Source organism: Anaerobacterium chartisolvens (assembly GCF_003337415.1).
GTDB lineage: Bacteria > Bacillota > Clostridia > Acetivibrionales > DSM-27016 > Anaerobacterium > Anaerobacterium chartisolvens.
Map to the genome: position 1 here is coordinate 123,135 of NZ_QPJT01000012.1, position 24,796 is coordinate 147,930.

Annotated in this window: 22 protein-coding genes and 1 rRNA gene; 12 read left to right on the plus strand and 11 right to left on the minus strand. The window is 37.0% G+C overall.

Features of this window, described 5'->3' with window-relative positions:
- Nucleotides 1-27: 27 nt before the first annotated feature.
- The 5 genes from serS to DFR58_RS11815 form a co-directional block, all read right to left on the minus strand.
- Nucleotides 28-1,299 (minus strand): serine--tRNA ligase, encoded by a 1,272-nt coding sequence (serS, locus tag DFR58_RS11795; protein WP_114298047.1) that lies wholly within the window; start codon nt 1,297-1,299, stop codon nt 28-30.
- A gap of 257 nt (nt 1,300-1,556) precedes the next feature.
- Nucleotides 1,557-2,189, minus strand: coding sequence for a tetratricopeptide repeat protein (locus DFR58_RS11800; protein WP_207659221.1), 633 nt, complete (start codon nt 2,187-2,189; stop codon nt 1,557-1,559).
- A gap of 156 nt (nt 2,190-2,345) precedes the next feature.
- Complete coding sequence (locus tag DFR58_RS11805) at nt 2,346-2,870, minus strand: DUF4446 family protein (protein ID WP_114298049.1); 525 nt, start codon at nt 2,868-2,870, stop codon at nt 2,346-2,348.
- Between the two features lie 248 nt (nt 2,871-3,118).
- Nucleotides 3,119-3,967 carry a ParB/RepB/Spo0J family partition protein gene (locus DFR58_RS11810; protein WP_114298050.1) on the minus strand — a complete coding sequence of 283 codons (849 nt, stop codon included), beginning with the start codon at nt 3,965-3,967 and terminating at the stop codon, nt 3,119-3,121.
- On the minus strand, nt 3,964-4,743 hold the full coding sequence (locus DFR58_RS11815; protein ID WP_114298051.1) for a ParA family protein: 780 nt from the start codon (nt 4,741-4,743) through the stop codon (nt 3,964-3,966). The genes DFR58_RS11810 and DFR58_RS11815 overlap by 4 nt, the downstream gene beginning before the upstream one ends.
- Nucleotides 4,744-5,221: 478 nt before the next feature.
- Here DFR58_RS11815 and DFR58_RS11820 point away from each other — a divergent pair, with 478 nt between their 5' ends.
- Complete coding sequence (locus tag DFR58_RS11820) at nt 5,222-5,491, plus strand: TMEM165/GDT1 family protein (protein ID WP_114298052.1); 270 nt, start codon at nt 5,222-5,224, stop codon at nt 5,489-5,491.
- Between the two features lie 228 nt (nt 5,492-5,719).
- On the opposite strand, the gene gyrB is transcribed toward DFR58_RS11820, so the two are convergent.
- The 6 genes from gyrB to dnaA all read right to left on the minus strand — a co-directional run bounded on the left by gyrB (nt 5,720) and on the right by dnaA (nt 12,345).
- Complete coding sequence (gene gyrB / locus DFR58_RS11830; RefSeq protein ID WP_114298054.1) at nt 5,720-7,645, minus strand: DNA topoisomerase (ATP-hydrolyzing) subunit B; 1,926 nt, start codon at nt 7,643-7,645, stop codon at nt 5,720-5,722.
- Between the two features lie 94 nt (nt 7,646-7,739).
- Nucleotides 7,740-8,009, minus strand: a complete 270-nt coding sequence (remB, locus tag DFR58_RS11835) for an extracellular matrix regulator RemB (protein WP_114298055.1) — start codon at nt 8,007-8,009, stop codon at nt 7,740-7,742.
- Nucleotides 8,010-8,099: 90 nt separating this feature from the next.
- Complete coding sequence (gene recF, locus DFR58_RS11840) at nt 8,100-9,212, minus strand: DNA replication/repair protein RecF (protein ID WP_114298056.1); 1,113 nt, start codon at nt 9,210-9,212, stop codon at nt 8,100-8,102.
- 41 nt (nt 9,213-9,253) lie between these two features.
- Nucleotides 9,254-9,460 carry a S4 domain-containing protein YaaA gene (yaaA, locus tag DFR58_RS11845; protein ID WP_114298057.1) on the minus strand — a complete coding sequence of 69 codons (207 nt, stop codon included), beginning with the start codon at nt 9,458-9,460 and terminating at the stop codon, nt 9,254-9,256.
- 143 nt (nt 9,461-9,603) lie between these two features.
- Nucleotides 9,604-10,710: a DNA polymerase III subunit beta gene (gene dnaN / locus DFR58_RS11850; RefSeq protein ID WP_114298058.1), complete on the minus strand. Its 1,107-nt coding sequence runs from the start codon at nt 10,708-10,710 to the stop codon at nt 9,604-9,606.
- Between the two features lie 303 nt (nt 10,711-11,013).
- Nucleotides 11,014-12,345, minus strand: a complete 1,332-nt coding sequence (gene dnaA, locus DFR58_RS11855; protein WP_114298059.1) for a chromosomal replication initiator protein DnaA — start codon at nt 12,343-12,345, stop codon at nt 11,014-11,016.
- Between the two features lie 479 nt (nt 12,346-12,824).
- Between dnaA and rpmH the strand changes: the two genes are divergently transcribed.
- From rpmH to DFR58_RS11910, 11 genes are all read left to right on the plus strand, one after another.
- Nucleotides 12,825-12,959: a 50S ribosomal protein L34 gene (gene rpmH / locus DFR58_RS11860; RefSeq protein ID WP_114298060.1), complete on the plus strand. Its 135-nt coding sequence runs from the start codon at nt 12,825-12,827 to the stop codon at nt 12,957-12,959.
- A 105-nt stretch (nt 12,960-13,064) separates the two neighbouring features.
- Nucleotides 13,065-13,430: a ribonuclease P protein component gene (gene rnpA / locus DFR58_RS11865; protein WP_114298061.1), complete on the plus strand. Its 366-nt coding sequence runs from the start codon at nt 13,065-13,067 to the stop codon at nt 13,428-13,430.
- Nucleotides 13,412-13,624, plus strand: a complete 213-nt coding sequence (yidD, locus tag DFR58_RS11870; RefSeq protein ID WP_114298062.1) for a membrane protein insertion efficiency factor YidD — start codon at nt 13,412-13,414, stop codon at nt 13,622-13,624. The genes rnpA and yidD overlap by 19 nt, the downstream gene beginning before the upstream one ends.
- Nucleotides 13,625-13,680: 56 nt before the next feature.
- Complete coding sequence (locus tag DFR58_RS11875) at nt 13,681-14,574, plus strand: YidC/Oxa1 family membrane protein insertase (protein ID WP_242987576.1); 894 nt, start codon at nt 13,681-13,683, stop codon at nt 14,572-14,574.
- Nucleotides 14,575-15,195 (plus strand): RNA-binding cell elongation regulator Jag/EloR, encoded by a 621-nt coding sequence (jag, locus tag DFR58_RS11880; RefSeq protein WP_114298063.1) that lies wholly within the window; start codon nt 14,575-14,577, stop codon nt 15,193-15,195. It begins immediately after the preceding gene.
- Between the two features lie 348 nt (nt 15,196-15,543).
- A complete protein-coding gene (gene mnmE, locus DFR58_RS11885; RefSeq protein ID WP_114298064.1) occupies nt 15,544-16,929 on the plus strand; it encodes a tRNA uridine-5-carboxymethylaminomethyl(34) synthesis GTPase MnmE in 1,386 nt (461 codons plus the stop codon).
- Nucleotides 16,930-16,940: 11 nt separating this feature from the next.
- A complete protein-coding gene (gene mnmG / locus DFR58_RS11890) occupies nt 16,941-18,830 on the plus strand; it encodes a tRNA uridine-5-carboxymethylaminomethyl(34) synthesis enzyme MnmG (RefSeq protein WP_114298065.1) in 1,890 nt (629 codons plus the stop codon).
- Between the two features lie 37 nt (nt 18,831-18,867).
- The gene (rsmG, locus tag DFR58_RS11895; RefSeq protein WP_114298066.1) at nt 18,868-19,581 is read left to right on the plus strand and encodes a 16S rRNA (guanine(527)-N(7))-methyltransferase RsmG; all 714 of its coding nucleotides are present in this window, start codon (nt 18,868-18,870) and stop codon (nt 19,579-19,581) included.
- 208 nt (nt 19,582-19,789) lie between these two features.
- Entirely contained in the window at nt 19,790-20,641 is an 852-nt protein-coding gene (noc, locus tag DFR58_RS11900) for a nucleoid occlusion protein (RefSeq protein WP_114298067.1), read from the plus strand.
- A 230-nt stretch (nt 20,642-20,871) separates the two neighbouring features.
- On the plus strand, nt 20,872-23,385 hold the full coding sequence (gene gyrA / locus DFR58_RS11905; RefSeq protein ID WP_114298068.1) for a DNA gyrase subunit A: 2,514 nt from the start codon (nt 20,872-20,874) through the stop codon (nt 23,383-23,385).
- A gap of 948 nt (nt 23,386-24,333) precedes the next feature.
- Nucleotides 24,334-24,796: ribosomal RNA gene (locus DFR58_RS11910) — 16S ribosomal RNA — on the plus strand; the annotation flags it as partial.

Here is a 24,796-nt window from a genome sequence, read left to right on the forward strand (position 1 = left end):
ATATTTTAATTGCAATATCTTGTCTTACTATTTAATTACTTCACACCCGCCCATATACTTTCTCAAAGCCTCGGGTATTATTACAGACCCGTCAGACTGCTGATAGGTTTCGAGAATACATGCCGTCGTTCTTCCTACTGCAACCCCCGAGCCGTTGAGAGTATGCACAAACTCAGGCTTATCCTTTGGACCTCTCCTGAACTTTATACCCGCCCTTCTTGCCTGAAAAGACTCATAGTTGCTGCATGAGGAAATTTCAACATACCTGTTATAGCTGGGCATCCATACCTCAATGTCGTATGTCATGGCAGATGCAAATCCGAGATCTCCAGTACAAAGCTTCACTATTCTGTAAGGAAGCCCTAAAAGCTTAAGAACCTCCTCTGCATTCCTTGTCAGCTTTTCCAGTTCATCATACGAATTTTCAGGTAAAGTAAATTTGACAAGCTCCACCTTATTAAACTGATGCTGCCTTATCAAGCCTCTGGTATCCCTGCCTGCCGAGCCCGCCTCCGCCCTGAAGCACGCCGTATATGCAGTATGGTGTATCGGGAGATCCTTTGCCTCAAGTATTTGATCCCTGTACATATTAGTTACTGGAACCTCCGCCGTCGGGACCATAAAATACTCCGTCCCCGCAACCTTAAACGCATCCTCTTCAAATTTAGGAAGCTGTCCTGTCCCTATCATACTGTTTCTGTGTACCATAAAGGGAGGAAAAACCTCCGTATATCCGTGCGCTTCAGTATGCAAATCCAGCATGAAATTAATCAAAGCCCTCTCAAGCCTTGCACCAAGCCCTTTGTAAAATGTAAATCTTGCGCCTGTAACCTTGGCTGCCGTTCCAAAATCCAGTATGTTCAGGTTTTCTCCTATATCCCAGTGGGCCTTGGGCTCAAAATCGAATTTTACAGGCTCACCCCATCTTCTTATCTCTTCATTGTCCTCATCCGAGCTCCCTTCAGGGACAGATTCATTAGGTACGTTAGGTATTGTCAGCATTAGCTGGTCCAATTCGTCATCTACTTTTTTTACCTCAACATCCAGCTCCTTTATCTTATCTGAAAGGCCCTTCATTTCCTCCATAAGAGCAGAGGTGTCCTTTCCTTCCTTTTTATATTGAGGTATAAGCTTGGAATCGGTATTTTGCTTGTTTTTCAGTTGCTCAACGCTGTATAGCAACCCTCTCCTTTTTTCATCAAGGGATAAAAATGCATCGGTACCTAAGCTGCCTTTACTTTTTAAAGCTGCCCTTTTCAATATTTCAGGATTTGATCTTAACAATTTAATATCTAACATATAAGCTCTCCTTCTAAAATAATATCTTAATTAACCAACCTCATTATATATTTAGCAATAAAGATTTTACATGGAGGATATAATTTGATGGAAGAAATTTTTTTCACCCGTAAGGAATACATCTAAGAAAAGCGCCTGATGACATACCCGTGAGACATTTCCCCGCAAGGCGTCTTTTCGTTGTAGTTAAAAATTTCTGTAAGCAATTATATCCTCTATGTTTGTAAAATCTTTATCGCGTCCTATATAGCTTTATATCATTTCATCATTTCTGATAAAATATTTGCTTTCTTTAAATATGTACTTTCAGGATAATTCTTAAATAACGTTTCCAGAGACTTTTTAGCCTGAATATTATCTTTCATATAAAAATATGAATAGGCCATCAAATAATAGCAATCATCTGAATAGTATTCATTGGAGGCCAAAGCTGTGGAAATTTTAAAGTACTCAATAGCCTTGCTGTATTGGCCTTGTTTATAATTCTTTAATCCATCTGAATAAGATATCTTGGAAGCCTTAGGAAACACCAGCTCCTTTAATTTTACATATTGATTATATGCCTCTTTATCAAATAGAGCCAGCTTACATTTTTCATAAAGCAACAATGCACTTGTTACATATTCCCCATCGTCGTATTTCCTTTGTGCCTCAATTAAAGCCTCATAAGAAGCCATTGTATTCTTAAGCCTGCTTTGCAATTCCTCAGCTTTTTTTTCTGCCTCCAAAGCTATATCTTTTTCCTTTGATATATCCTCATTTAATAGTTTCAGATCCTCTGTCAGCTTTTTATTTAAGTCTAAGGATGAATTTAAATTCAACTGGAAATCACTTTTGAGCTTGGATTCACTGTTTAATTGATCTTTATACCTGCTTATATTTTTATTCATTCTAATTTGGCTGAATGCTGTCAAAAGCAACACTATAAAAGCACTCGTAAATAGTATCACCGCATAAAGCCAAAGCTTTTTTTTATTATTATTTTTATCAGACAATTATATCACCTCATTTATAAACAGAGGGCCTTTTTAAATTATTATTTACTTCTATTTTTCAGTGTATGTCCAATCCATTGAGGATTTTTTTGCAATTTCAAGACATTGGATCTCTTCTGCCGACAACGCATACTTGGATTTCCCCGATAAAATGGCTTTAGCATATGTAAATGAAGTCTCACGTGAATATATTCCGCTTATAATAAGCCCATTATCATTATTGTCCAGCATGGCAATGGAAAAGCTTAGATCACTTCCTACATTTTCAAAAGCATTATATCTTACTACACCTATCTTTTGAATGCACCGCATAAGATTTCTTTCAATATTATTGATTTTATTCTCCATATCCTTTCCTTTTGCACTTATTTCACCAATTTTAGTAATGCATCTGTCAAGTATTTGCTCAACATTAATATCCTCTACTCCATCGGTAAGCTTAAAATATTTTTCATTTAACAATTTTATTTTTTTTCTGTTTGACATGTTCATTAAAAATAAAATTATTATAAAAATAACACTTACAGAGGCAAGAACTATAAATTCCATTGATATATTTTTAAAAATCTCCTCCATTTATATACTCCTTCAGATAAATATTTGGTTTTATAATTAGCTATCTATATAAATAAAAAATATTCATAAATAATGTTTCACGTGAAACATTATTTATTATAAAGTATAGCTTTTCATTAATCAAATTCATTTTTTTATCAAATCGCTCTATTTATCATTATAAGGCTTTTTGGCCGATTATAACCTTTTTATATAAAAACATATTACCCTTACATGAAAAGTAGCTCTAAATCAATTTTAAGCATTCACTATTTATCGCCTATTTTTACACACATTTCCAAAATTCTGTCCAATTCTTCATTTGAATAATACTCAATCAAAATTTTCCCTTTTTTATTGTTTGAAAGCAATTGAACCTTTGTTCCAAAAATATTTTTAAGCCTGTCTTCTATTTCTATTAATTCAATATTTTTTTTGTTTTCCTTTTTAATTTTCTTCTGCAAATATTTTTTTACCAGCTTTTCTGTATCTCTTACATTTAAACCATTTGCAATAATCTCTCCTGCTATTTTTTCCTGCAATTCTTTGTCCTCAATACCTATCAATGTTCTGGCATGTCCGCTGGTTAATTCTCCGTTTATAAGGTAACCTTTTATCTTATCCCCCAAACCCAGCAGCCTTATGGAATTTGCAATAGCAGATCTGCTCCTGCCAACGGCAGCAGAAACCTCCTCCTGAGTTAGATTATATTCCTTCATCAGTCTGTCAAAAGCGTCAGCCTCTTCTATTGCATTTAGATCCTCTCTCTGTAAGTTTTCGATAAGAGCCATTTCCATTACCTGCTTATTCGAAAGCTCCTTTATAATAACAGGCACAGTCACAAGGCCTGCCATCCTCGCTGCACGCCATCTTCTTTCTCCTGCTACAATTCTGTATGTATCCTTCTCTCTTTTTACTATTATAGGCTGCATTATACCATGACTTTTTATTGATTCTGAAAGCTGGATCAAGCTTTCATCATTAAAGTTCTTTCTGGGCTGATTGATATTGGGCTCTATTTCAGTGATTCTTAATTCTGTTACTCCATTATCTCCATTTTCGCTGCCTGCAGAAGTAATCAGTGCTCCAAGACCTTTTCCAAGCCCCTTCTTCATCATCTGCTCTCTTCCTCCTCCGAATATTCTATCACTTCTTCAGCAAGTTCTAAATAGCATTCGGATCCCTTTGATTTCGAATCATATAATATTATCGGCAATCCAAAGCTAGGAGCCTCGCTGAGTCTCACATTTCTTGGTATAATAGTTCTGTAAACCTTATTCTTAAAATATTTTTTTACCTCCTCTACTACCTGTAAGGAAAGATTCGTGCGTGCATCAAACATAGTCAGTACGACTCCTTCCACATCAAGAGCAGGATTAAGATGCTTCTGCACAAGCTTAACAGTGTTCATCAACTGGCTCAAGCCCTCAAGAGCATAATATTCGCACTGTATAGGGACTAAAATAGTATCTGCGGCGGTTAAAGAATTAAGTGTTAATAATCCAAGAGACGGAGGGCAATCAATAATTATAAAATCGTAATTATTTTTAATATGTGCCAGAGCTGATTTCATTCTTGTCTCTCTTGACATAACCGACACTAATTCCACTTCAGCACCTGCAAGCTGTATATTTGAGGCACATAGCCACAGGTTCTCCATTGGTGTTTCAAGCAGAACATTCTCGATACTTTCATCATTAATTAACACATCATATATTGATTTCTCAATACCTTTTTTATCTACACCAAGTCCACTTGTGGTATTACCCTGAGGGTCTATATCTATAACAAGAACCTTCTTCCCTTTATAGGCCAAGCATGAACTCAAATTAACAGAAGTGGTGGTTTTACCGACCCCTCCCTTTTGATTGGCAATTGCAATTACTTTGGCCAACAATCTCACTCCTCACAATGAACACTATTACTTAAATGCTTTTTATACTAACTGATTATATCATATATCTATACCTTATAACAAACTATATATCCTCATGTTTTTTATATAAATTAGAATACAAACTATCTAAAAATAATGTAAAATAATTTCCGGAGGAATAATTTCCCCGAAATGCGTGACCACGATATATTTAAAGCTAACTAAAATCACAAGCGCCTTCTACAGGTATACATGCTTCTATAGTTAGAGTAGAAATTATTCTGGAGGATATTATTTTACATCCTCCGTTATCCGATATGCAAAAGCCTAAACTATATAGTTTAAAAACATAAAAATAATAATATTATTATCCTTAAACGCAGTATCTATAAGGTTTTCATGAATTGTTTCACGTGAAACAATTCATATTTTTTTTACAAGTGAATATAATTTTTAGGTATATTAATATGATTTTTTTATGTCAAGGAGATTTTAAATGTGGAAAACCATTTTTACAACCTTTATACTGGTCTTTCTTGCAGAACTTGGTGATAAAACACAGTTATCCACCATGCTGCTTGCCTCAAAATCTAAATCGATCTGGTATGTATTCATAGGATCGGCATGTGCTCTTATACTATCCTCTCTTATAGGAGTAATAGCAGGCTCTTTTATTAACAAGTATATACCCGAGATCTATATACAATTAGGCTCAGGGATAGCCTTCATAATAATCGGTTTTCTCCTCATTGTTGGAAAATTTTAAGATATTGAAGTATTACTATATATGTAGCGATAAAGATTTTACATGGAGGATATAACTTGATGTAATCAATTATATCCTCCATGTTTGTAAAATCTTTATCGTGTCCTATATAAATAATTTTGTACATAATTAAAGCAGGGCTGCCACAATATAAATATATCTCCGGCGGCTCTGCTTCAGAAGCTTCTATATCACTTCTCATACAAAACAGACAGCTATTCTATATAATTAAATGTCCAAATTAACTGCATTTTTTGCGTAAGCCTGTATAAATTCCTTTCTCGGCTCAACCTTATCTCCCATAAGGGCTGTAAATATACCGTCCGCAGTAACAGCATCCTCCAGCTCGACCTTCAGTATTGTTCTGGTTTCAGGGTTCATAGTGGTTTGCCAAAGCTGCTCAGGATTCATTTCTCCAAGACCTTTATATCTCTGTATGCTGCATTCTTCCTTCTTCCAGTTTTTTTCCATTACCTTCTTTTCCAGCTCTTTTTCATTATACGCATAAAATTCTTCCTTACCCTTAGCTATTTTAAACAAAGGAGGCTGAGCTATATATATATGATTATTTTCTACCAACGGCCTCATATATCTGAAGAAAAAGGTGAGCAATAAGGTTCTTATATGAGATCCGTCAACATCGGCATCAGCCATTATAATAACCTTATGATATCTAAGCTTTGAAATATCAAAATCCTCTCCCACTCCGGACCCTAATGCCGTTATTACGGGAAGAAGCTTTTCATTTCCATAAACCTTGTCAAGCCTGGCTTTTTCAACATTCATCATTTTGCCCCATAAAGGAAGTATTGCTTGAGTCCTTCTCTCTCTTCCCTGCTTGGCGGAACCCCCTGCGGAATCTCCCTCAACTATATATATCTCACACTGGGAGGGATCTCTTTCCGAGCAATCAGCAAGCTTTCCAGGCAATGCGTTACTCTCCAGCACACTTTTTCTTCTTGTAAGCTCTCTGGCCTTTCTCGCGGCTTCTCTTGCTCTGGCGGCATTTATACTCTTTTCCAAAATCTTTTTTGCAATTGAAGGATTCTCCTCTAAATAGCTCTCAAGCTTTTCACTTACAACACTCTCTACAAGTCCTCTTATATCGCTGTTTCCCAGCTTGGTTTTTGTCTGTCCTTCAAACTGGGGATCCGATATCTTTACGCTTACGACGGCAGTTAATCCTTCTCTCACATCTTCCCCCGAGAGATTCTTGTCATTTTCCTTTATTATGTTATATTTTCTTGAATAATCATTTATTACTTTAGTTATTGCCGCCTTAAATCCAGTTAAATGAGTTCCTCCCTCAGTTGTCTCTATATTATTCGCAAAACTGTATATATTTTCTACATATGTCTCACTATACTGCATCGCTATTTCAACATAGGACGTGTCTTTACTTCCTTCAATATATATGGGGGGTTCATGAACTGCTTCCTTATTTTTGTTCATATACTCAACAAAGGACACAATTCCTCCCTCGTAGTGAAGAGTCTCTTGTATTCTCTCTTCGGGTCTGTCATCCACAAGTCTTATTTTTATTCCCCTATTTAAAAATGCCATCTGCCTGAACCTTGTAATTAATGTGTCAAAGTCAAAAACAAGCTCTTCAAATATATCAGGATCAGGCTTAAAAGTAGATTTTGTTCCTGTTACATCCGAATGACCTATAATCTCAAGTCCCGTTGCCGGCTTTCCTCTTTCATACCTTTGCCTGTATATGTTTCCGTCTCTTGAAACCTCTACCTCCAAATATTCCGACAATGCATTTACTACGGAAGCACCTACACCATGCAGTCCCCCCGATACCTTATAACCCTTTCCTCCAAATTTTCCTCCTGCGTGAAGTATGGTATGAACCACCTCAATAGTAGGAATTCCAATCTGATGGTGTATGCCTACAGGTATTCCTCTTCCATTATCCGTATTTGTTATGGAATTATCTTTATTTATCTTTATTTCAATCTCACTGCAATAGCCTGCCAAAGCCTCATCTATACTATTGTCCACTATCTCATATACCAAATGATGCAAGCCCCTCAGTGAAGTACTGCCTATATACATTCCAGGTCTTTTTCTGACAGCCTCAAGTCCTTCCAGTACCTGTATCTGGCTCTCATCATAGGAAGCACTTACCTTTTCATTCTCTTCCATATATTTCCTCCTAATTATCTCTATTATTATATATGCGGATGATACAATTGTTTTAATATTATCATATTCCACTATATTTTCACTATTTTCTGTTTTAAATGTTTGATATTTCGCTTATATAACCTGCCCTCTTTTGCAGAGTCACCGAAGAGATAGGTGAAAGATATATTTTACTTTTCTTATCATTTTCAGTAATTATAAAAGATTTGGGCAAATCCTCTGAAATACTTTGTATAAAGCCTTCTTCTTCAGCTACCTTTAGGAATTCCTTCGTATCCTTAGAAACAGTTGTAGTTTCTATATCCAATATGGCAATTACATTTCTTACAGGTATTACTACATCTCCTCCAATATGTAAAAACATACAGCCCTCCTCAAAGCTAATCATATATATTCTAACCTAATTGATTCTCTCATGCAAATTTTTACATCATTTGCATACTGGAAACAGGATTTAGTTTTCAATTACAACATTACCGGCATTTATATTATACATTATCTTCCTTCTGTCATCTATTTTTTTGAATAAATCAATATTTGTACAGGTTATAAAGGTCTGAACATTTTCCATATTTTTTATCAGGTATTGCTGCCTGATATCATCCAGCTCAGACATAACATCGTCTAACAGAAGTATAGGAAATTCCCCTGTCTCTTCTCTTAGTATATCCATTTCAGCCATCTTTACAGAAAGTATTGCCGTCCTTTGCTGTCCCTGAGATCCAAACTGCTTTAAGCTTACGTCATTTAAGAATATATCATAATCGTCCCTTTGGATTCCCGTAGCAGTGGTAGGTTTTATCATTTCCCTTGCAAGGCTTCTCTCCAATTCATTTTTAAATGATTTTTCAATATCGTAAATTTCATATAAGCTCGTTTTTACCGCAGGAACATATTTTATACATAATTTTTCCTTTCCTCCCGCCAGCCTATCATGATTTATTTCAACAAACTTATTTAGTCTGGCTATAAACTCGTGTCTAACCTTCATTATTCTGGCACCTGTATTTGCAAGCTTACAGTTCCATATATCCAAAGTATCTGTTAAAGACCTTTTTTTTTGAATTTCCTTCAGCAATGTATTTCTTTGTGCCAGAATTTTTGAATATTGCTGTAAATCATAAAAATATGCTGGCCTTAATTGGCTTATAGTAATATCTATAAACCTTCTTCTTCCTGAAGGTCCTTCCTTTATTACCAGCAAATCCTCAGGAGAAAATATAATAACATTAAGATTTCCCATTAAATTTCCCAATTTTTTTATAGGTATCTCATTTACCTTTATTTTCTTTTTTTGATCCGCCTCATACATTATTTCAATCTGAGAGCTGCGATTCTGCTTCTCATATTTGAGTTTTATATAGTATGATTTTTTATCAAATCTTATTAGCTCGGAATCCTTTGAGGTCCTGTGTGATCTGCCCGACGCACATAAAAATATGGACTCTAAAATATTGGTCTTCCCCTGTGCGTTCTCTCCGTAAATAATATTAAGATCCTTACAAAAACTTATATCTATTTCCTTATAATTCCTATAATCTACAAGCCTTAGGCTTTCTATATTCAAAACTAACCCTCCAAATTATAAAGCAGGCTGTCTTAAGGGTTTTAAACTATTATAAACTTATTGCTGCCTATTTCTATTACATCTTCCTTTCTAAGCTTCTTACCTCTTTGCATCTCTATTTCATTGTTAACACGAACAGCTCCGTTGTTAATAAAAGCTTTTGCATCAGCACCCGTTTGGGCAGCTCCCACCCATTTTAAAAACTGATCAAGCTTTATATAATCTGTGGTAATTTCTATTTTCTCCATTCTTCCTCCTGATTTGCTAATACTCACTGTATATTATACCATACTTTAATCTCTTATGCTTTTTGTTAATATTTCCATTAAAAAAGATAAATTCCCATATAGAATTTATCTTTTTTAGAGCTTTACTTATCGTCTTAAAAAAGTTAATCTTTTTTCATTCTTATAGGAACCACCAGGTATTCGTACCTGGCATCTTCTTTTTCGGGCCTTATTATACACGGCCCCATACTGGTGGTAAAATATATTTCTATAAATTCATCCTCAATTACTCTTAACGCCTCTATAAAATATCTGGGATTAAATCCAATCTCAAGCTCCTTACCTGTAGTCTCAACCCTAAGCTCCTCTCTTGAATTTCCTATTTCGGCACTGGAGGATATTATCATCCTTTCATCAGTGATGCTGAATTTAACGGGGTACCTTTTTTCATCGGCGGAAATAAGAGAAGCTCTCTCTATGCTTAATAGAAGCTCTTTTGTATTTACACGTATTTTTGTCTCGTGATCAACGGGTATTATTCCCCTGTAATTTAAGTATTCACCCTCTAACAGTCTTGAGACAACTCTGCACCTGCCCATATCAAACATGACCTGATTATTTGATATGTATATTGATATTTCTTCATCAACGGACTGAAGTATCTTTACTATTTCATTTAACGTCTTTCCCGGAATAACGGCATTGAAATCCCTGTGATCGCTCTCTATCTTATTTTTTCTCAACGCCAGTCTGAAGCCGTCTATAGAAACAAAGGATATCTCGTTATTTTTACATTCAATTAGACTTCCTGTAAGAATAGGCCTGCTCTCTTCAACACTGACGGCGAATATTGTTTGCTTTATCATATCCCTTACCAGCTTCTGACTGATTTTAAAAGCATCTTCCTTCTCTATTTCAAGTATTGACGGAAATCCTGAAGAAGGTAAACCCTTTACCTCAAAATATGAATTTTCACATTCAATTACCACTATATTGTTATCTTTTACTTCTATAAGTATCTCCGATTCAGGAAGCCTTCTCACTATATCTCCGAACATTTTTGAGTTTATAACTATCGATCCTGTTTGCTTTATATCGGCATCTACATAACATTCTATGCCTATTTCAAGATCATTTCCCGTTAACTTAAAGCTGTCTTCCGCCTCAAGCAGAATTCCCTCCAGTATGGGCATAGTGGTCTTTGATGAAACTGCTTTTTGTACTATATTTATCCCTTCCATTAAATTTTCTTTTGAGCATATAAATTTCATGGCTGCACCTCCGTAAAGCTTTATTAAAGCCGAGTTTCCCGGCTTTCCTATAAAAATAGAGTATAGTGGAATTTGTCTACGTCTCTTTAATATAAGAATATAATAATTTTAGTAATAATAGTAGTAGGTGCTGTTGATTCTGTGCATAACTTAAATTTTCAGCGGAACAATAATATTTATGCTGTTATTAAAATGTTGATTATATTGCTTTATTAATCAACAGCTTTTACATTGCTCAAACTTTTATTAAGTTGTCCACAGGATCTTATCACCATATACACAATTCCTGTTAAAAGTATAAGCTTATTTTCCAATTATGTTGCGTCTAAGCTCTTCAACAGATCTGCGAACCTCGGAGTTCGATTCCATGTCCCCGGATATTTTATCGCAGGCGTGCATTACAGTGGTATGATCTCTTCCCCCAAACTCATCACCTATTTTAGGAAGAGACATTTCCGTAAGCTCTCTGCAAAGATACATTGCTATCTGTCTTGGAAATGAAATCTCCCTGTTTCTTTTTTTGGACTTAAATTCATCGGGTTTCAAGTCGTAATATCTGGCCACTGCGCTTTGAATAACCTCAATGTTTATTATTCTGGCCTTTGACATGTTTAGTATGTCTTTTAGGGCTTCTGTGGCAAGCTCTATATTGATTTCATTCTCCGTAAGGGACGAATAAGCTATTATTCTGTTTAAAGCCCCCTCCAGCTCTCTGATATTTGAAGCTATTTTGTCGGCGATAAAAACCATCACGTCGTTAGGAACATCCAGCTTTTCAAGCTGAGCCTTTTTTCTGAGTATAGCTATTCGGGTTTCTAAGTCGGGTGCCTGAATATCTGCGATAAGTCCCCACTCAAACCTTGAACGAAGCCTGTCCTCAAGAGTGGTAATTTCCTTTGGAGGTTTATCACTTGAGATAATTATTTGCTTATTGGCTTCATAAAGGGCATTGAAGGTGTGAAAAAATTCCTCCTGGGTTCTTTCCTTACCGCATATGAATTGAATATCATCTATCAGCAAAATGTCTATATTTCTATATTTTGATCGGAATTCTTCATTTCTTCCATCCTTTATTGCGTTTATAAGCTCGTTGGTAAATTTTTCTGACGACACATATAAAACCTTCATTGAAGAATTCTGGTTAAGTACATAATGGCCTATGGCGTGCATGAGATGAGTTTTTCCGAGCCCCACTCCCCCATATATAAAAAGAGGGTTATAGGCATGTGCCGGAGATTCGGCAACGGCCACTGAAGCTGCGTGTGCCAGCCTGTTCCCGTTTCCTATTACAAAGGTATCAAACGTATATTTAGGGTTTAATATGGATGCAGACTGATCCTCATTTGCACCATTTTCCCCCTGATTATTATATTTTGAATTCTCTTGGGAGGGTATTACTATATTTATATTGTATTCCTTTGAGGTAACCTGTCTTACTGCGTTTTTTATCAATGAAGAATATCTTGAATCAAGTATACCCTTGTTAAACTCAGCGGGAACACCGAGATTTATAGTGTTTGAGGATAATGATAAAGGCTCGATTGTCTTTATCCATGTGTTAAAGCTTATCTCAGTAAGCTCGGTTTTTAAGAGATTCATTGTCCTTTGCCATATTTCTGATAATTGTGAACTCATATAACTTCCTCCAAGCCATTGAAAGTAACGGTAAAACCCTTATATACAATAATTGTTGACACATATGCCGTATAATAAAGCCCATAACATGGGCTGATAAAAAATATAATTAAAATTTTAGACCACCTTTTTAAGCGAATATCAAAAAAATTATTCACAATATTCTCTGTGAATTATTTTTTTAAAATGTGAATATTTTTGCTGCTTATCAACAGCTTTTACTCAAAAAAAGATGAAGTTATCAACAAGTATTAATAATATATCAGACTTTTATTCAATATTCAATATAAAAAAATAAAGATATCCACAAAAAAATAATTTTTTTTGCACTTATCCACAAAAGACTTTCTTGACAGCTCTTAATGTTTTAATATATAATTAGTCCGGTGTCTTAAAATACAGATATTATTTATTGCAATAAATAATTAATTTATAAAGAATATGCTTATAATAAAGGAATAGGACGGGGGTGTATACCAGTGTTAAGAACATACCAACCTAAAAATAGACAAAGGAAGAAAGAGCACGGTTTTAGGAAGAGAATGAAAACTTCTAACGGCAAAAAGGTATTGCTGAGACGTAGGTTAAAGGGCAGAAAAGTGCTTTCAGCATAAGACCGCATAAATGTGGTCTTTTTCTTTAATATTAAATATTACCTTTGCCTTTTAAGGTCTTCTTTTCCGTGGGTATAGTATTTAACGGAAAGGGTATTTTCAATTATGAAAAGGACTGTTTCAATCACAAAGAATTATGAATTTTTAAGGATATATAAAAAAGGGAAATTTTATGTTGGGAAATTTATAATTCTTTATATTTTCAATAACAATACGTGCATGAACCGTATAGGAATTACTACAAGCAAAAAAGTAGGAAAAAGTGTAAGGAGAAACAGGATTAGAAGATTGATACGGGAGAATTATAGAGCGTATGAGGATTATCTCAAGGAAGGCTTTGATTTTGTTTTTGTTGCCAGAAATAATGAGATAACGCCTGCCTTTTCAGATATAAAGAGGGAAATGAAGTTCCTTTTTAAAAGATTAGGTGTGTTTAATCAGGAGAAATGGGAATGCTCAAGGATGTTGTGATTATTTTAATAAGATTTTATCAAAGGTTTATATCTCCTTTAAAGAGGCCAAGCTGTAGATTTTATCCTACATGCTCCCAATATGCGGTAGATGCCGTGCGAAAGTACGGCGCTTTAAAGGGAATTGTTATGGCTGCAAAAAGGATAGCTAAGTGTCATCCTTTTAATCCCGGAGGTTATGATCCGGTGAAATAGATAATGTATCCCTTGCGTTGTAAAAAGTTTTTGATGCAAAGAAAAGGAGTTGTTCAATGAATATACTTGACCCTATAGCAAAACCGTTGGGGCAATTTTTATACTTTATATATAATAATCTTGCCTTTCATAACTATGGCTTTGCCATAATTATTTTTACCATTATTATAAGGCTTCTGATACTTCCTCTTACTATTAAGCAATATAAGTCTTCGGCAAGAATGCAGGAGCTTCAGCCCCAGATTGCGGAGATACAGAAAAGGTATAAAAACGATAAGGAAAAGATGCAGCAGGAAATGATGAAATTTTATCAGGACAATAAATATAATCCCGCCGGTGGCTGCTTGCCTGTGCTTGTTCAAATGCCGATACTGTTTTCTCTTTGGTATGTAATAACTAAGCCCTTTACTTATATGCTTAAAATGACTCATGAACAGATATATGGCCTTGTTGAGAACGGAAAAGCTATAAAAAATGGGCTTGTACAGATCTTTAATGTAAAAGCTACAGGCTACCCCGAAATAGAAATTATTAAAAAATTTACCGCAGATAAGGTAGGAGATTTTATAGGCTCGGATTTATCTCATAAAATACTGGATTTAAAGGATGGTATGCATTTTCTGGGATTAAATCTAGGAGATATTCCAAGCTATCATATTCAATTTACATGGCAGAGTATAGGGCTGGTATTAATTGCGTTGCTGGCTACTGCAACTACCTTTCTTTCAGTTAAGATTTCCATGCCCAAAGCAACACAGAATGCAAATCCTCAAATGGGAGGAATGCAGAATACAATGATGTATATTGCACCTGTAATGACATTGGTATTCTCATTTCAGTTCCCTGCAGGCTTGGGAGTATATTGGACGATGGGATACATAATACAGATTTTCCAGCAGCTATACATTAACAAGCATGTTTTGAAGAAAAAGGAGGTTGCGAGCAAGTAAATGGGGTATAGTATTGAAAAAACTGCAAAAACAGTTCAGGAGGCAATATCGGCCGCCCTTGAAGAATTAAAAACAGCGCGGGAAAATGTCGAGGTAGAAATAATTGATGAAGGAAACAAAGGAATATTCGGCTTAATCGGAAATAAAATGGCTAAGGTTCGTGTAACAGTAAAGGAGTCTCCTTCAGAGATTGCTAAAAGCTTTTTAATGGATATATTCGATAAGATGGGCGTAAATGCTGAAGTAGAGCATGAAGAGGACGAGGAGTGCCTGACGTTAAATATTAAAGGCAAGGATATAGGGATTTTAATAGGGAGGCGGGGAGAGACCTTAGATGCCCTCCAATATCTTGCGAGCCTTGTTATAAACAAGGGCAAGGATGATTATAAAAGAGTGGTAGTAGATATTGAAAATTACAGGCAAAAGAGGGAGCAAACGCTTATAAAGCTTGCGGACAGGCTGGCCGAAAGGGTTATTAAGTACAAGAAAAGTGTTACTCTTGAGCCTATGAATCCTTATGAAAGAAGAATAATACATGCCTCCTTGCAGGATAATAAGTATATTGAGACATACAGCGTAGGCGATGAGCCTAACAGAAAAGTAGTAATAAAGTTAAAGTAAGAGAGATTAAAAGCCGGAATTTGGAAATGGATAGTTTTAAAATCAGTTGTTATTCTGTATTTATTACAATTGATTATACAACTGTCCATTTTATTTATTATAACTATATATTTAGCAATAAAGATTTTACATGGAGGATATAATCTGATGGAAGAAATTTTTTTGACCCGTAAGGAATACATCCGACGAAAAGCGCCTGATGGCATACCCGTGAGACATTTCCCCGCAAGGTGTCTTTTCGTTGCTATTAAAAATTTCTGTAAGCAATTATATCCTCTATGTTTGTAAAATCTTTATTGCATCCTATATAATTTTTATTTCCCAAAATACTTGGGGGAGGATAAGAGAATGTTTTATTCCAGTGATACTATAGCCGCTATTTCAACTGCTCATGGAACAGGGGGAATAGGAATAGTAAGAATAAGCGGCGAAAATTCATTTGATATAGCTGAAAGAATATTCAAGGGAAAAAAGAGCTTTAGGGATATGAGATCACACAGCATAAGCTATGGAAAAATTATAAATCCTAAGGACGGAAAAGCTTTAGACGAAGTAATGATAACCAAAATGAGAGGACCTAATACCTTCACCAGAGAGAATATAGTGGAAATAAATTGTCATGGAAGCGGTATTGTATTAAAAGGCATACTGGAGCTGGTATTACATGAGGGTGCAAGGCTTGCGGAGCCGGGAGAATTTACAAAGCGTGCATTTTTAAGCGGCAGGATAGACCTTTCTCAGGCTGAAGCCGTTATAGATATCATCAACTCGAAAACAGAAGCCGGATCTAAGGCTGCTGTGGATCAGCTTGAGGGAAGGCTGTCGCAAAAATTGACCCCGGCAAGAGAAAAGCTGATTGGGGTTATAGCCCATATTGAGGCAACTATAGATTATCCGGAATACGATATAGAAGAAATAACCTGCCGGAAGGTATACGCCGAAGCTCTGGAAGTAAAAGAAATGCTTGTGGATATAATTAAAGATTTTGAAAGAGGAAGAATCTTAAGGGAGGGAATCAGTGCCGCAATTGTCGGCAGGCCTAATGTAGGAAAATCGTCTCTCTTTAATGAGCTGTCGGGCAAAAACAGGGCAATAGTTACAGATGTACCGGGCACAACACGTGATATAATAGAAGAATATATAAATATGGGCGGGATATCCTTACGTCTGATGGATACCGCGGGAATAAGGGAAACGGATGATATTGTTGAGAAAATAGGAGTTGAAAGAGCGGAAAAGATTATTAACAGCGCTGAGCTGGTAATTGTTGTAGTTGACGCAAGCACGGGGCTTGGGGATGAGGATGTTGAAATTATTAAAATGGTATCCCAAAAAAAGGTACTGATAATTGCCAATAAAATAGATATAGCCTCCAGCAGCCATGTAGTAGATGATATGAAGAAAAAAATAAAGGATAAAAAAATTATAGAAGCATCTATTAAAAACAATATAGGGATTGACGTTCTTGAAAACCAAATAATAGAGATGTTTTTTGAAGGGGGACTAAATTCTGAAAATGATGTTATTATTACTAACTTAAGACATAAAAATCTTGTGGATAAAGCTATACAAAGCATAAATGAAGCATGTGAAGCATGTGAAAATGATATGCCTCTCGACTGTGTTACCATTGATATAAGAAATTCTGCGGAATTTTTAGGTGAAATAACGGGAGAGTCGATAAAAGAGGATGTTATGAATGAAATATTCAAGAAATTTTGTATAGGCAAATAGGAGGAGACATTTTGGAATATTATGCGGGAGATTATGATGTTATAGTCGTAGGCGCAGGTCATGCAGGCTGTGAAGCGGCTCTGGCCGCGGCCCGTCTTGGAAGCAGGACTGCAATTTTCTCAATGAACTTGGACAGCATAGCAAATATGCCGTGCAATCCCAGTATAGGAGGCACTGCCAAGGGTCATCTTGTTAGAGAGATTGATGCCTTGGGAGGAGAAATGGGTAAGAATACCGATAAGACTTTTATACAGTCTAAAATACTGAATTCTGCAAAGGGTCCGGCAGTTTTTTCTCTGAGGGCTCAAACAGACAGAAGACAGTATCAGATGGAAATGAAACATACCCTTGAAAAGCAGGACAATCTGGATATAAAGCAGTCTGAAATTGTGGAGATTATTATAGATTCCGCAGACGGCGAAAAAAAAGTCAGCGGAGTTAGAACGCATACGGGAGCGATATATAAATGTGGTTCGGCGGTATTGACTACAGGAACATATCTTAAGGCATGTATTATAATTGGAGACGTAAACTACAGCGGAGGCCCTGATGGGCTTTTTCCGTCCAACAGGCTATCTGACAGCCTTAGAGAAAACGGCATTGATTTATTCAGATTTAAGACGGGAACTCCTGCCCGGTTAAATATGCGGAGCGTTGATTTTTCAAAAATGGAGGAGCAGCCGGGAGACGAAACCATAGTGCCATTCTCCTTTGAAAGCGAGGATATTAAGAAAGAGCAGGTTTCATGCTGGCTTACCTATACCAATGAAAAAACTCATGAGGTTATAAAAGAAAATCTTCACAGATCCCCGCTATATTCTGGGAGTATAAAAGGGGTTGGGCCAAGGTACTGCCCGTCTATAGAAGACAAGGTGGTAAGGTTTTCAGATAAGGACAGGCATCAAGTTTTTCTTGAGCCAATGGGCCTTGGCACAGGAGAAATGTATTTGCAAGGAATGTCCAGCAGCCTGCCCGAGGATGTCCAGATAAAAATGCTAAAAACCATACCGGGGCTTGAAAATGTGGCTGTTATGAGGAGTGCATATGCAATTGAGTATGATTGCATAGATTCCACCCAACTGAATTTAACTCTTGAATTTAAAAAAATTCAGGGCTTATATTCAGCGGGTCAAATAAACGGAAGCTCAGGGTATGAGGAAGCGGCGGCACAAGGGCTTATTGCCGGAATAAATGCCGCCCTTAAAATATCCCGAAGGGAGCAGGTTGTGCTGGATAGATCTCAAGCCTATATAGGAGTGCTTATTGATGACCTTGTCACAAAAGGCACAGGAGAGCCTTATAGAATGATGACCTCAAGATCCGAGTACAGGCTTTTGCTAAGACAGGACAATGCCGATCTCAGACTTACCCACATAGGATATGACATTGGGTTGATAAATGAGGAAAGATACACAAAATTTGTGGATAAAAAAGAAAAAATCCAAAAAGAAATTGAAAGGCTGGATAAAACCATTGTGCCTCCCAGCGAAAAAGTTAACAAATTTTTGGAGGAGAAAAAAAGCTCGCCGATTAAAAGCGGCGCAAGACTGTCCGAGCTCTTAAGAAGGCCGGAAATATCATATGACGATCTTTTGGAGATAGACATTGAACGGCCTGAACTAAGCTTTGCGGTGAGGGAACAGGTTTCAATATCTATAAAGTATGAAGGATATATAAAAAGGCAAATGCTGCAGGTGGACCAGTTTAAAAAGCTTGAGAGCAAAAGGATACCTCAAGGCATTAATTATACTGAAATACAAGGGCTGAGAATAGAGGCAAGGCAGAAGCTGGACAAGATAAGGCCGGATTCGGTGGGACAGGCCTCAAGAATATCAGGCGTATCTCCCGCAGACATATCGGTTTTGCTTATTTATATGGAGCAGATGAAGAGGAGATATTAAGAGTTTAATTTTATTTAAAGAAAGAAGAGTGTTGTAAATGACATTGGAGGAAATTCTTATTAATGGTGCAAAAGAGTATGGCATTTCTCTTAACTGTATTCAGGTGCAAAAATTTTTTAAATATAAGGACGTTCTTATAGAATGGAATAAAAAAATTAATCTCACTGCAATAGAAGAGGATAAGGACGTGATAATAAAGCATTATATAGATTCCTTGAGTATTATTTCCCATCTGGAGAATATATCGTTAAACCTGATCGATATCGGGACGGGTGCGGGATTTCCCGGCATACCCTTAAAAATTGCGTGTTCAAGCCTGAATATTGTGCTTCTGGACTCACTTGAAAAGAGGGTTAAATTTCTTAATCAGGCGGTAAATGATCTGGAGCTTAAAGGAATTACTGCGGTGCATGGAAGAGCCGAGGACTTTGGATTAAAAAAAGAATACAGGGAAAAGTTCGATGTAGCTGTTGCCAGAGCTGTGGCAAGCCTGCCTGTACTTCTTGAGTATTGTATGCCTTTTATTAAAACAGGAGGAAGGTTTATTGCCATGAAGGGCAGCAGTATTGAGGAACTGGGAGCGTCTGAAAAAGCGCTTAGGGTGCTTGGAGGAGAAATTGAAAAGATAGAGAGCATAACGCTTCCGTTTAGTGACATCAAAAGAAATATTGTGCTGATAAAAAAGTTACGACAAACGCCGACAACATACCCCAGGAAAGCAGGCAAACCTTCAAAAGAACCGTTGATTTAAATGGCAATATGAAGCAAAATAAAGCATTCTGGCGAACGAAACTTAAGAGGCAAAAGAAGGAAACGAAAGAGCAGTGAAGAATATATTTCTTTAGTAAGCAATAGTTGGAAAAATTCCCATTAAAAATGCTGCATTGTTTTATTAAATCGTTTTTGCTCTTGACCAAATTGTCGCTTAGCGTCAAATAAATACAAAGGAAGGTGCCTGAATGCTGGATAACAGATTACATGTAACAAAATCAGAAAAAAAAGAAGAGCTAAAAAATATTACGTATGTAAACATCGAGTGTATTAGACCTAATCCATATCAGCCAAGGAAGCAGTTCAATAAGGCAGCGCTTGAAGAGTTATGCGAATCTATTAAACAATACGGAGTAATACAGCCTATAAACGTAAGGAAAATTTCCAACAGCACGTTTGAACTGGTTGCGGGTGAAAGGCGGCTAAGGGCTGCAACTATGGCAGGACTGAAAGAGATTCCTGTGATAATTATAGATGTAGATGATAACAACTCGGCGGTAATGGCATTAATAGAAAATCTGCAAAGGGAAGATTTGAGCTATATGGAGGAAGCGGAGGGGTATAATAATCTCATAAACGATCACAATTTTACTCAGGAGGATCTTGCTCAGAAGATAGGAAAGAGCCAGTCAACGATTGCAAATAAAATACGGCTTTTGAAGCTTCCTCCTTTAGTTAAAAAAATTCTTGCCGACAACAATCTTACAGAAAGACATGCCAGAGCGTTGTTAAAGCTCCATGACGAGCAGCTTCAGCTTAAGGTTTTAAAGCATGTTTGTGAAAAGAGCATGAATGTGAAAAAGACTGAGGAGCTAGTAGAAAAGGCTATAGAAAGGTACACGAAGGAAAAAAAGGAGGCTGTGGGAGAAAGAAAGCTTACAAAGTCCATAAAGGATATAAGAATATTTGTAAACACAATAAGACAGGCGATAGACCTTATGAAAAAATCGGGAGTAAACGCAAAGGCTGCCCAGATTGACAGAGGAGAATATATAGAGTTTATAGTAAGGATACCTAAAAAAGAGACCTTTCAAAAATAAGCTCTATAGATAATATAGCTATGAGGCTTGAAGCAGATTGAGTATAATCGTTTTAATGGGGAGTGGGCTAAAAAAGCCGCTCCTTTTTTGCCTCAAGCGGACTTGGTTAAAATTGCTGTTTTACCTAAAAAAGTGGACAGTCTTATAAAAGTTTATTAAAATATATATGAATGACTTTTCCATATTAGTACGCAGAGAAATAAATAAATATAAAAGAGGTAGAGAGATTAATGGAGGATACAAACGAAATAAAGCAAAGAATAATACCGGTGGATATAGAAACCGAAATGAAAAAGTCCTTTATTGAGTATGCCATGAGTGTTATTATAGACCGTGCGCTTCCGGATGTAAGGGACGGGCTTAAGCCTGTACACAGAAGAATATTGTATTCCATGCTTACGCAAGGGTTTACTCCCGACAAGCCCTATAGAAAGTGCGCTACTACTGTGGGAGATGTATTAGGTAGATTTCACCCCCATGGAGATGCAGCGGTATATGAAAGCATGGTGCGTATGGCTCAGAGTTGGTCTTTGAGGCACACGTTGGTAGACGGCCACGGCAACTTTGGTTCCATTGACGGGGACTCTCCTGCTGCTTACAGGTATACTGAAGCAAGATTGTCAAAAATATCCATGGAAATGGTTAGCGACATTAATAAGGATACTGTTGATTTTAAGCCCAATTTTGACGAGCACGACATGGAGCCGGTAGTGCTTCCGTCCAGATTTCCCAATCTTTTGGTAAACGGATCCACAGGAATAGCAGTGGGTATGGCTACAAACATACCTCCACATAATCTTGTAGAGGTGATTGATGGAATAATAAAGGTTATAGACGAGCCATCCATAACAACCGAAGAGATCAATAAAATTATCAAAGGGCCTGATTTTCCCACCGGGGCTACAATTGTGGGGAGGCTTGGAATAAAAGAGGCCTACAGGACAGGAAGAGGAAGAGTGGTTGTAAGATCTGAAGCGGCTATTGAGCAATTGGAGAATAATAAGCAGAGAATAATTGTAACCGAGCTTCCATATCAGGTAAACAAGGCAAGGCTTATTGAGAAAATTGCAGAGCTTGTCAAGGATAAAAAAATAGAAGGTATTTCTGACTTAAGGGATGAATCGGGAAGAAAAGAGCCGGTAAGAATTGTGGTTGAGGTAAAGCGTGATGCAAATGCAAATGTAGTATTGAACCAGCTTTATAAAAATACGCAATTGCAGGAAAGCTTCAGTATCAATATGGTGGCTTTGGTTCAAACGGAAGATAAGAAATATGAGGCCAGAACTATAAATTTAAGACAAGCCATAGATTACTATATAAAGCATCAGGAGGAAATAATTGCAAGGAGAACAAGGTTTGAGCTGGACAAGGCCGAAGCAAGAGCTCATATCTTGGAGGGCCTTAGAATTGCAATAGACAATCTTGATGAGGTTATCCGAATCATAAGAGGATCTAAAACAGAGACTATAGCCAAAGAAAGTCTGATGGAAAGGTTTTCTCTTAGCGATAAGCAATCTCAGGCTATAGTTGATATGAGGCTGGGAAGACTCACCGGTCTTGAAAGAGAAAAGCTCGAGAGTGAGTACAGAGAGATTCTTGAAAAAATCAGGCATTTAAAGGAAATACTTGCAAATCAATACATGATATTGAATATAATAAAGGAAGAGCTCGAAGTCATAAAGGGGAAATTTGGGGATGACAGAAGAACCAAGATAATTTCCGATCAAGGAGAAATTGACTTAGAGGATTTAATTGAGGAAGAGGAGAGTGTAATTACCTTAACCCACTTCGGATATATTAAAAGGCTTCCGGCGGATACGTATAAGAGCCAAAAAAGGGGAGGAAAGGGAATAACGGCCCTAAGTACAAGGGAGGAAGACTTTGTTGAAAAATTATTTGTTACCTCCACTCACGACTTTATAATGTTCTTCACCAATAAGGGCAGGGTTTACAGGCTAAAAGCATATGAAATACCCGAATCGGGAAGACAGGCAAAGGGCATGGCTATTGTAAATCTTCTTCAGCTTAACGCTGACGAAAAGATTACCACTGTAATACCCGTATCAAAGTACACAGAGGGGCTATATCTTATGATGGCTACCAAAAACGGACTTGTTAAGAAAACCGATCTTATGGAGTATGACAGCATCAGAAAAGGAGGGCTGGCTGCCGTCAGCTTAAGAGAAAACGATGAATTAATAGAGGTAAGGCTGACGGACGGCACAAGCGATATTATACTTGTGACCCGGAACGGTATGTCTATAAGGTTTAATGAAACAGATGCCAGAGCCATAGGAAGGGTATCAATGGGAGTAAAGGGAATAGAACTGCGTAAGGATGATTATTTAATAGGAATGGAAGTGTGTACTCAAAATGTAAACCTTCTGGTGGTTACAGAAAACGGCTTCGGTAAAAGAACTGAGCTTGATGAGTATAAGATTCAGTCAAGGGGAGGAAAAGGTGTCCGTACCTATAAAGTAACCGAAAAAACAGGTAAAATTTCAGGAATGAAGCTTGTAAGCGAAGAGGATGACATTATGCTTATTAGCTCTGACGGTATAATAATAAGGCTTAAAGTAAAAGAAATAAATGTGCTTGGCAGGGCAACTCAAGGGGTAACCCTTATGAGAATGGATGATGGAATTAAGGTTGTAACTGTAGCGAGAATTGTCAATGAAGGCGAGCTTGAAGGAGAAGAGGCAGAAGAGGCAGAAGAGGCAGAAGAGCCGGCCGAAAGCAATTAATGTTTAATATATAAATGCCGGGGAGATAGTGAAATTACATTATTAACAGAGTCCGAAAAAGGAAAGCAGGATTGTCTTTGACATGTTCTGCTTTCCTTTTTAAAAAATCTTTTATATATATAGGACGCGATAAAGATTTTACAAACATAGAGAATATAATTGCTTACAGAAATTTTTAATAGCAACGAAAAGACGCCTTGCAGGGAAATGTCTCACGGGTCTGTCATCAGGCGCTTTTCTTAGATGTATTCCTTACGGGTCAAAAAAATTTCTTCCATCAAGTTATATCCTCCATGTAAAATCTTTATCGCTACATAAATAGGACCCGGATAAAGATTTTACAAACATAGAGGATATAATTGCTTACAGAAATTTTTAATAGCAACGTAAGACTCTAAGAGTCTTCAAGACGCCTTGCGGGGAAATGTCTCCCGGGTATGTCATCAGGCGCTTTTCTTAGATGTATTCCTTACGGGTCAAAAAAATTTCTTCCATCAAGTTATATCCTCTATGTAAAATCTTTATCGCTACATAATATAACTAAACATCTAAGATGGGCTTCAGCGAATTTAATATCATTTAAAGCTATAGTTTATAAAGGTAAAGAAAGGTTAAAAAAGAGTTAAAAAAAAGTGTTGACAAAGAAGTGTAGGCGTGATAGTATGTAAAAGCTGCTTCGCAAGATTGCTTTCACCGCAAGAGTGGAGTATGTTTTGAGAAGAATGCTAAGGAATTTCTTAAAAGAATTTTCTAAAGTAAATTTTGATAAGAGATTGCTAATGGACTTTGAAAATTAAACAGTGTAAAAGCAAGATAATCATGGAACTCGTTAAAATAATTTGAGTACTAAGTTCGCATAATAAACGAGCTTAGCAAGCTAGTGATAGTTTGATACTTTTTAAAAAAAGTAATTTGAGCCAAAAGGCTTTCAAATAAAAGTTTTTCTTTTAAATTGAGAGTTTGATCCTGGCTCAGGACGAACGCTGGCGGCGTGCCTAACACATGCAAGTCGAACGGTTCGTCACTCAACACTGAGTATTTATAGAAGGCTTAACAGGTGAACAGCCAGCGTCAAGCGCGCTTATGAAATGCGCTTCACGCGTTAAAAAAGCCAACACATAAGTATTGAGTGTTGAGTGGCGAATAGTGGCGGACGGGTGAGTAACGCGTGGGTAACCTGCCTTATACAGGGGGATAACACAGGGAAACTTGTGCTAATACCGCATAACTCGGGCTTTTGGCATCAAAAGCCCGGCAAAGGAGTCAAATCCGGTATAAGATGGACCCGCGTCCGATTAGCTAGTTGGAGGTGTAACGGACCACCAAGGCGACGATCGGTAGCCGGACTGAGAGGTCGAACGGCCACATTGGGACTGAGACACGGCCCAGACTCCTACGGGAGGCAGCAGTG

Excerpts from the sequence above, each read along its gene's own strand:
- DFR58_RS11800 (WP_207659221.1), bottom strand. The coding sequence starts at position 2,189 with ATGAATAAAAATATAAGCAGGTATAAAGATCAATTAAACAGTGAATCC.
- DFR58_RS11805 (WP_114298049.1), bottom strand. The coding sequence starts at position 2,870 with ATGGAGGAGATTTTTAAAAATATATCAATGGAATTTATAGTTCTTGCC.
- DFR58_RS11810 (WP_114298050.1), bottom strand. The coding sequence starts at position 3,967 with ATGATGAAGAAGGGGCTTGGAAAAGGTCTTGGAGCACTGATTACTTCT.
- mnmE (WP_114298064.1), top strand. The coding sequence starts at position 15,544 with ATGTTTTATTCCAGTGATACTATAGCCGCTATTTCAACTGCTCATGGA.
- dnaA (WP_114298059.1), bottom strand. The coding sequence starts at position 12,345 with ATGAGTTCACAATTATCAGAAATATGGCAAAGGACAATGAATCTCTTA.
- dnaN (WP_114298058.1), bottom strand. The coding sequence starts at position 10,710 with ATGAAATTTATATGCTCAAAAGAAAATTTAATGGAAGGGATAAATATA.
- yaaA (WP_114298057.1), bottom strand. The coding sequence starts at position 9,460 with ATGGAGAAAATAGAAATTACCACAGATTATATAAAGCTTGATCAGTTT.
- DFR58_RS11820 (WP_114298052.1), top strand. The coding sequence starts at position 5,222 with ATGTGGAAAACCATTTTTACAACCTTTATACTGGTCTTTCTTGCAGAA.
- yidD (WP_114298062.1), top strand. The coding sequence starts at position 13,412 with ATGCTCAAGGATGTTGTGATTATTTTAATAAGATTTTATCAAAGGTTT.
- rnpA (WP_114298061.1), top strand. The coding sequence starts at position 13,065 with ATGAAAAGGACTGTTTCAATCACAAAGAATTATGAATTTTTAAGGATA.
- rsmG (WP_114298066.1), top strand. The coding sequence starts at position 18,868 with ATGACATTGGAGGAAATTCTTATTAATGGTGCAAAAGAGTATGGCATT.
- jag (WP_114298063.1), top strand. The coding sequence starts at position 14,575 with ATGGGGTATAGTATTGAAAAAACTGCAAAAACAGTTCAGGAGGCAATA.
- gyrA (WP_114298068.1), top strand. The coding sequence starts at position 20,872 with ATGGAGGATACAAACGAAATAAAGCAAAGAATAATACCGGTGGATATA.
- remB (WP_114298055.1), bottom strand. The coding sequence starts at position 8,009 with ATGTTTTTACATATTGGAGGAGATGTAGTAATACCTGTAAGAAATGTA.
- DFR58_RS11875 (WP_242987576.1), top strand. The coding sequence starts at position 13,681 with ATGAATATACTTGACCCTATAGCAAAACCGTTGGGGCAATTTTTATAC.
- serS (WP_114298047.1), bottom strand. The coding sequence starts at position 1,299 with ATGTTAGATATTAAATTGTTAAGATCAAATCCTGAAATATTGAAAAGG.
- noc (WP_114298067.1), top strand. The coding sequence starts at position 19,790 with ATGCTGGATAACAGATTACATGTAACAAAATCAGAAAAAAAAGAAGAG.
- gyrB (WP_114298054.1), bottom strand. The coding sequence starts at position 7,645 with ATGGAAGAGAATGAAAAGGTAAGTGCTTCCTATGATGAGAGCCAGATA.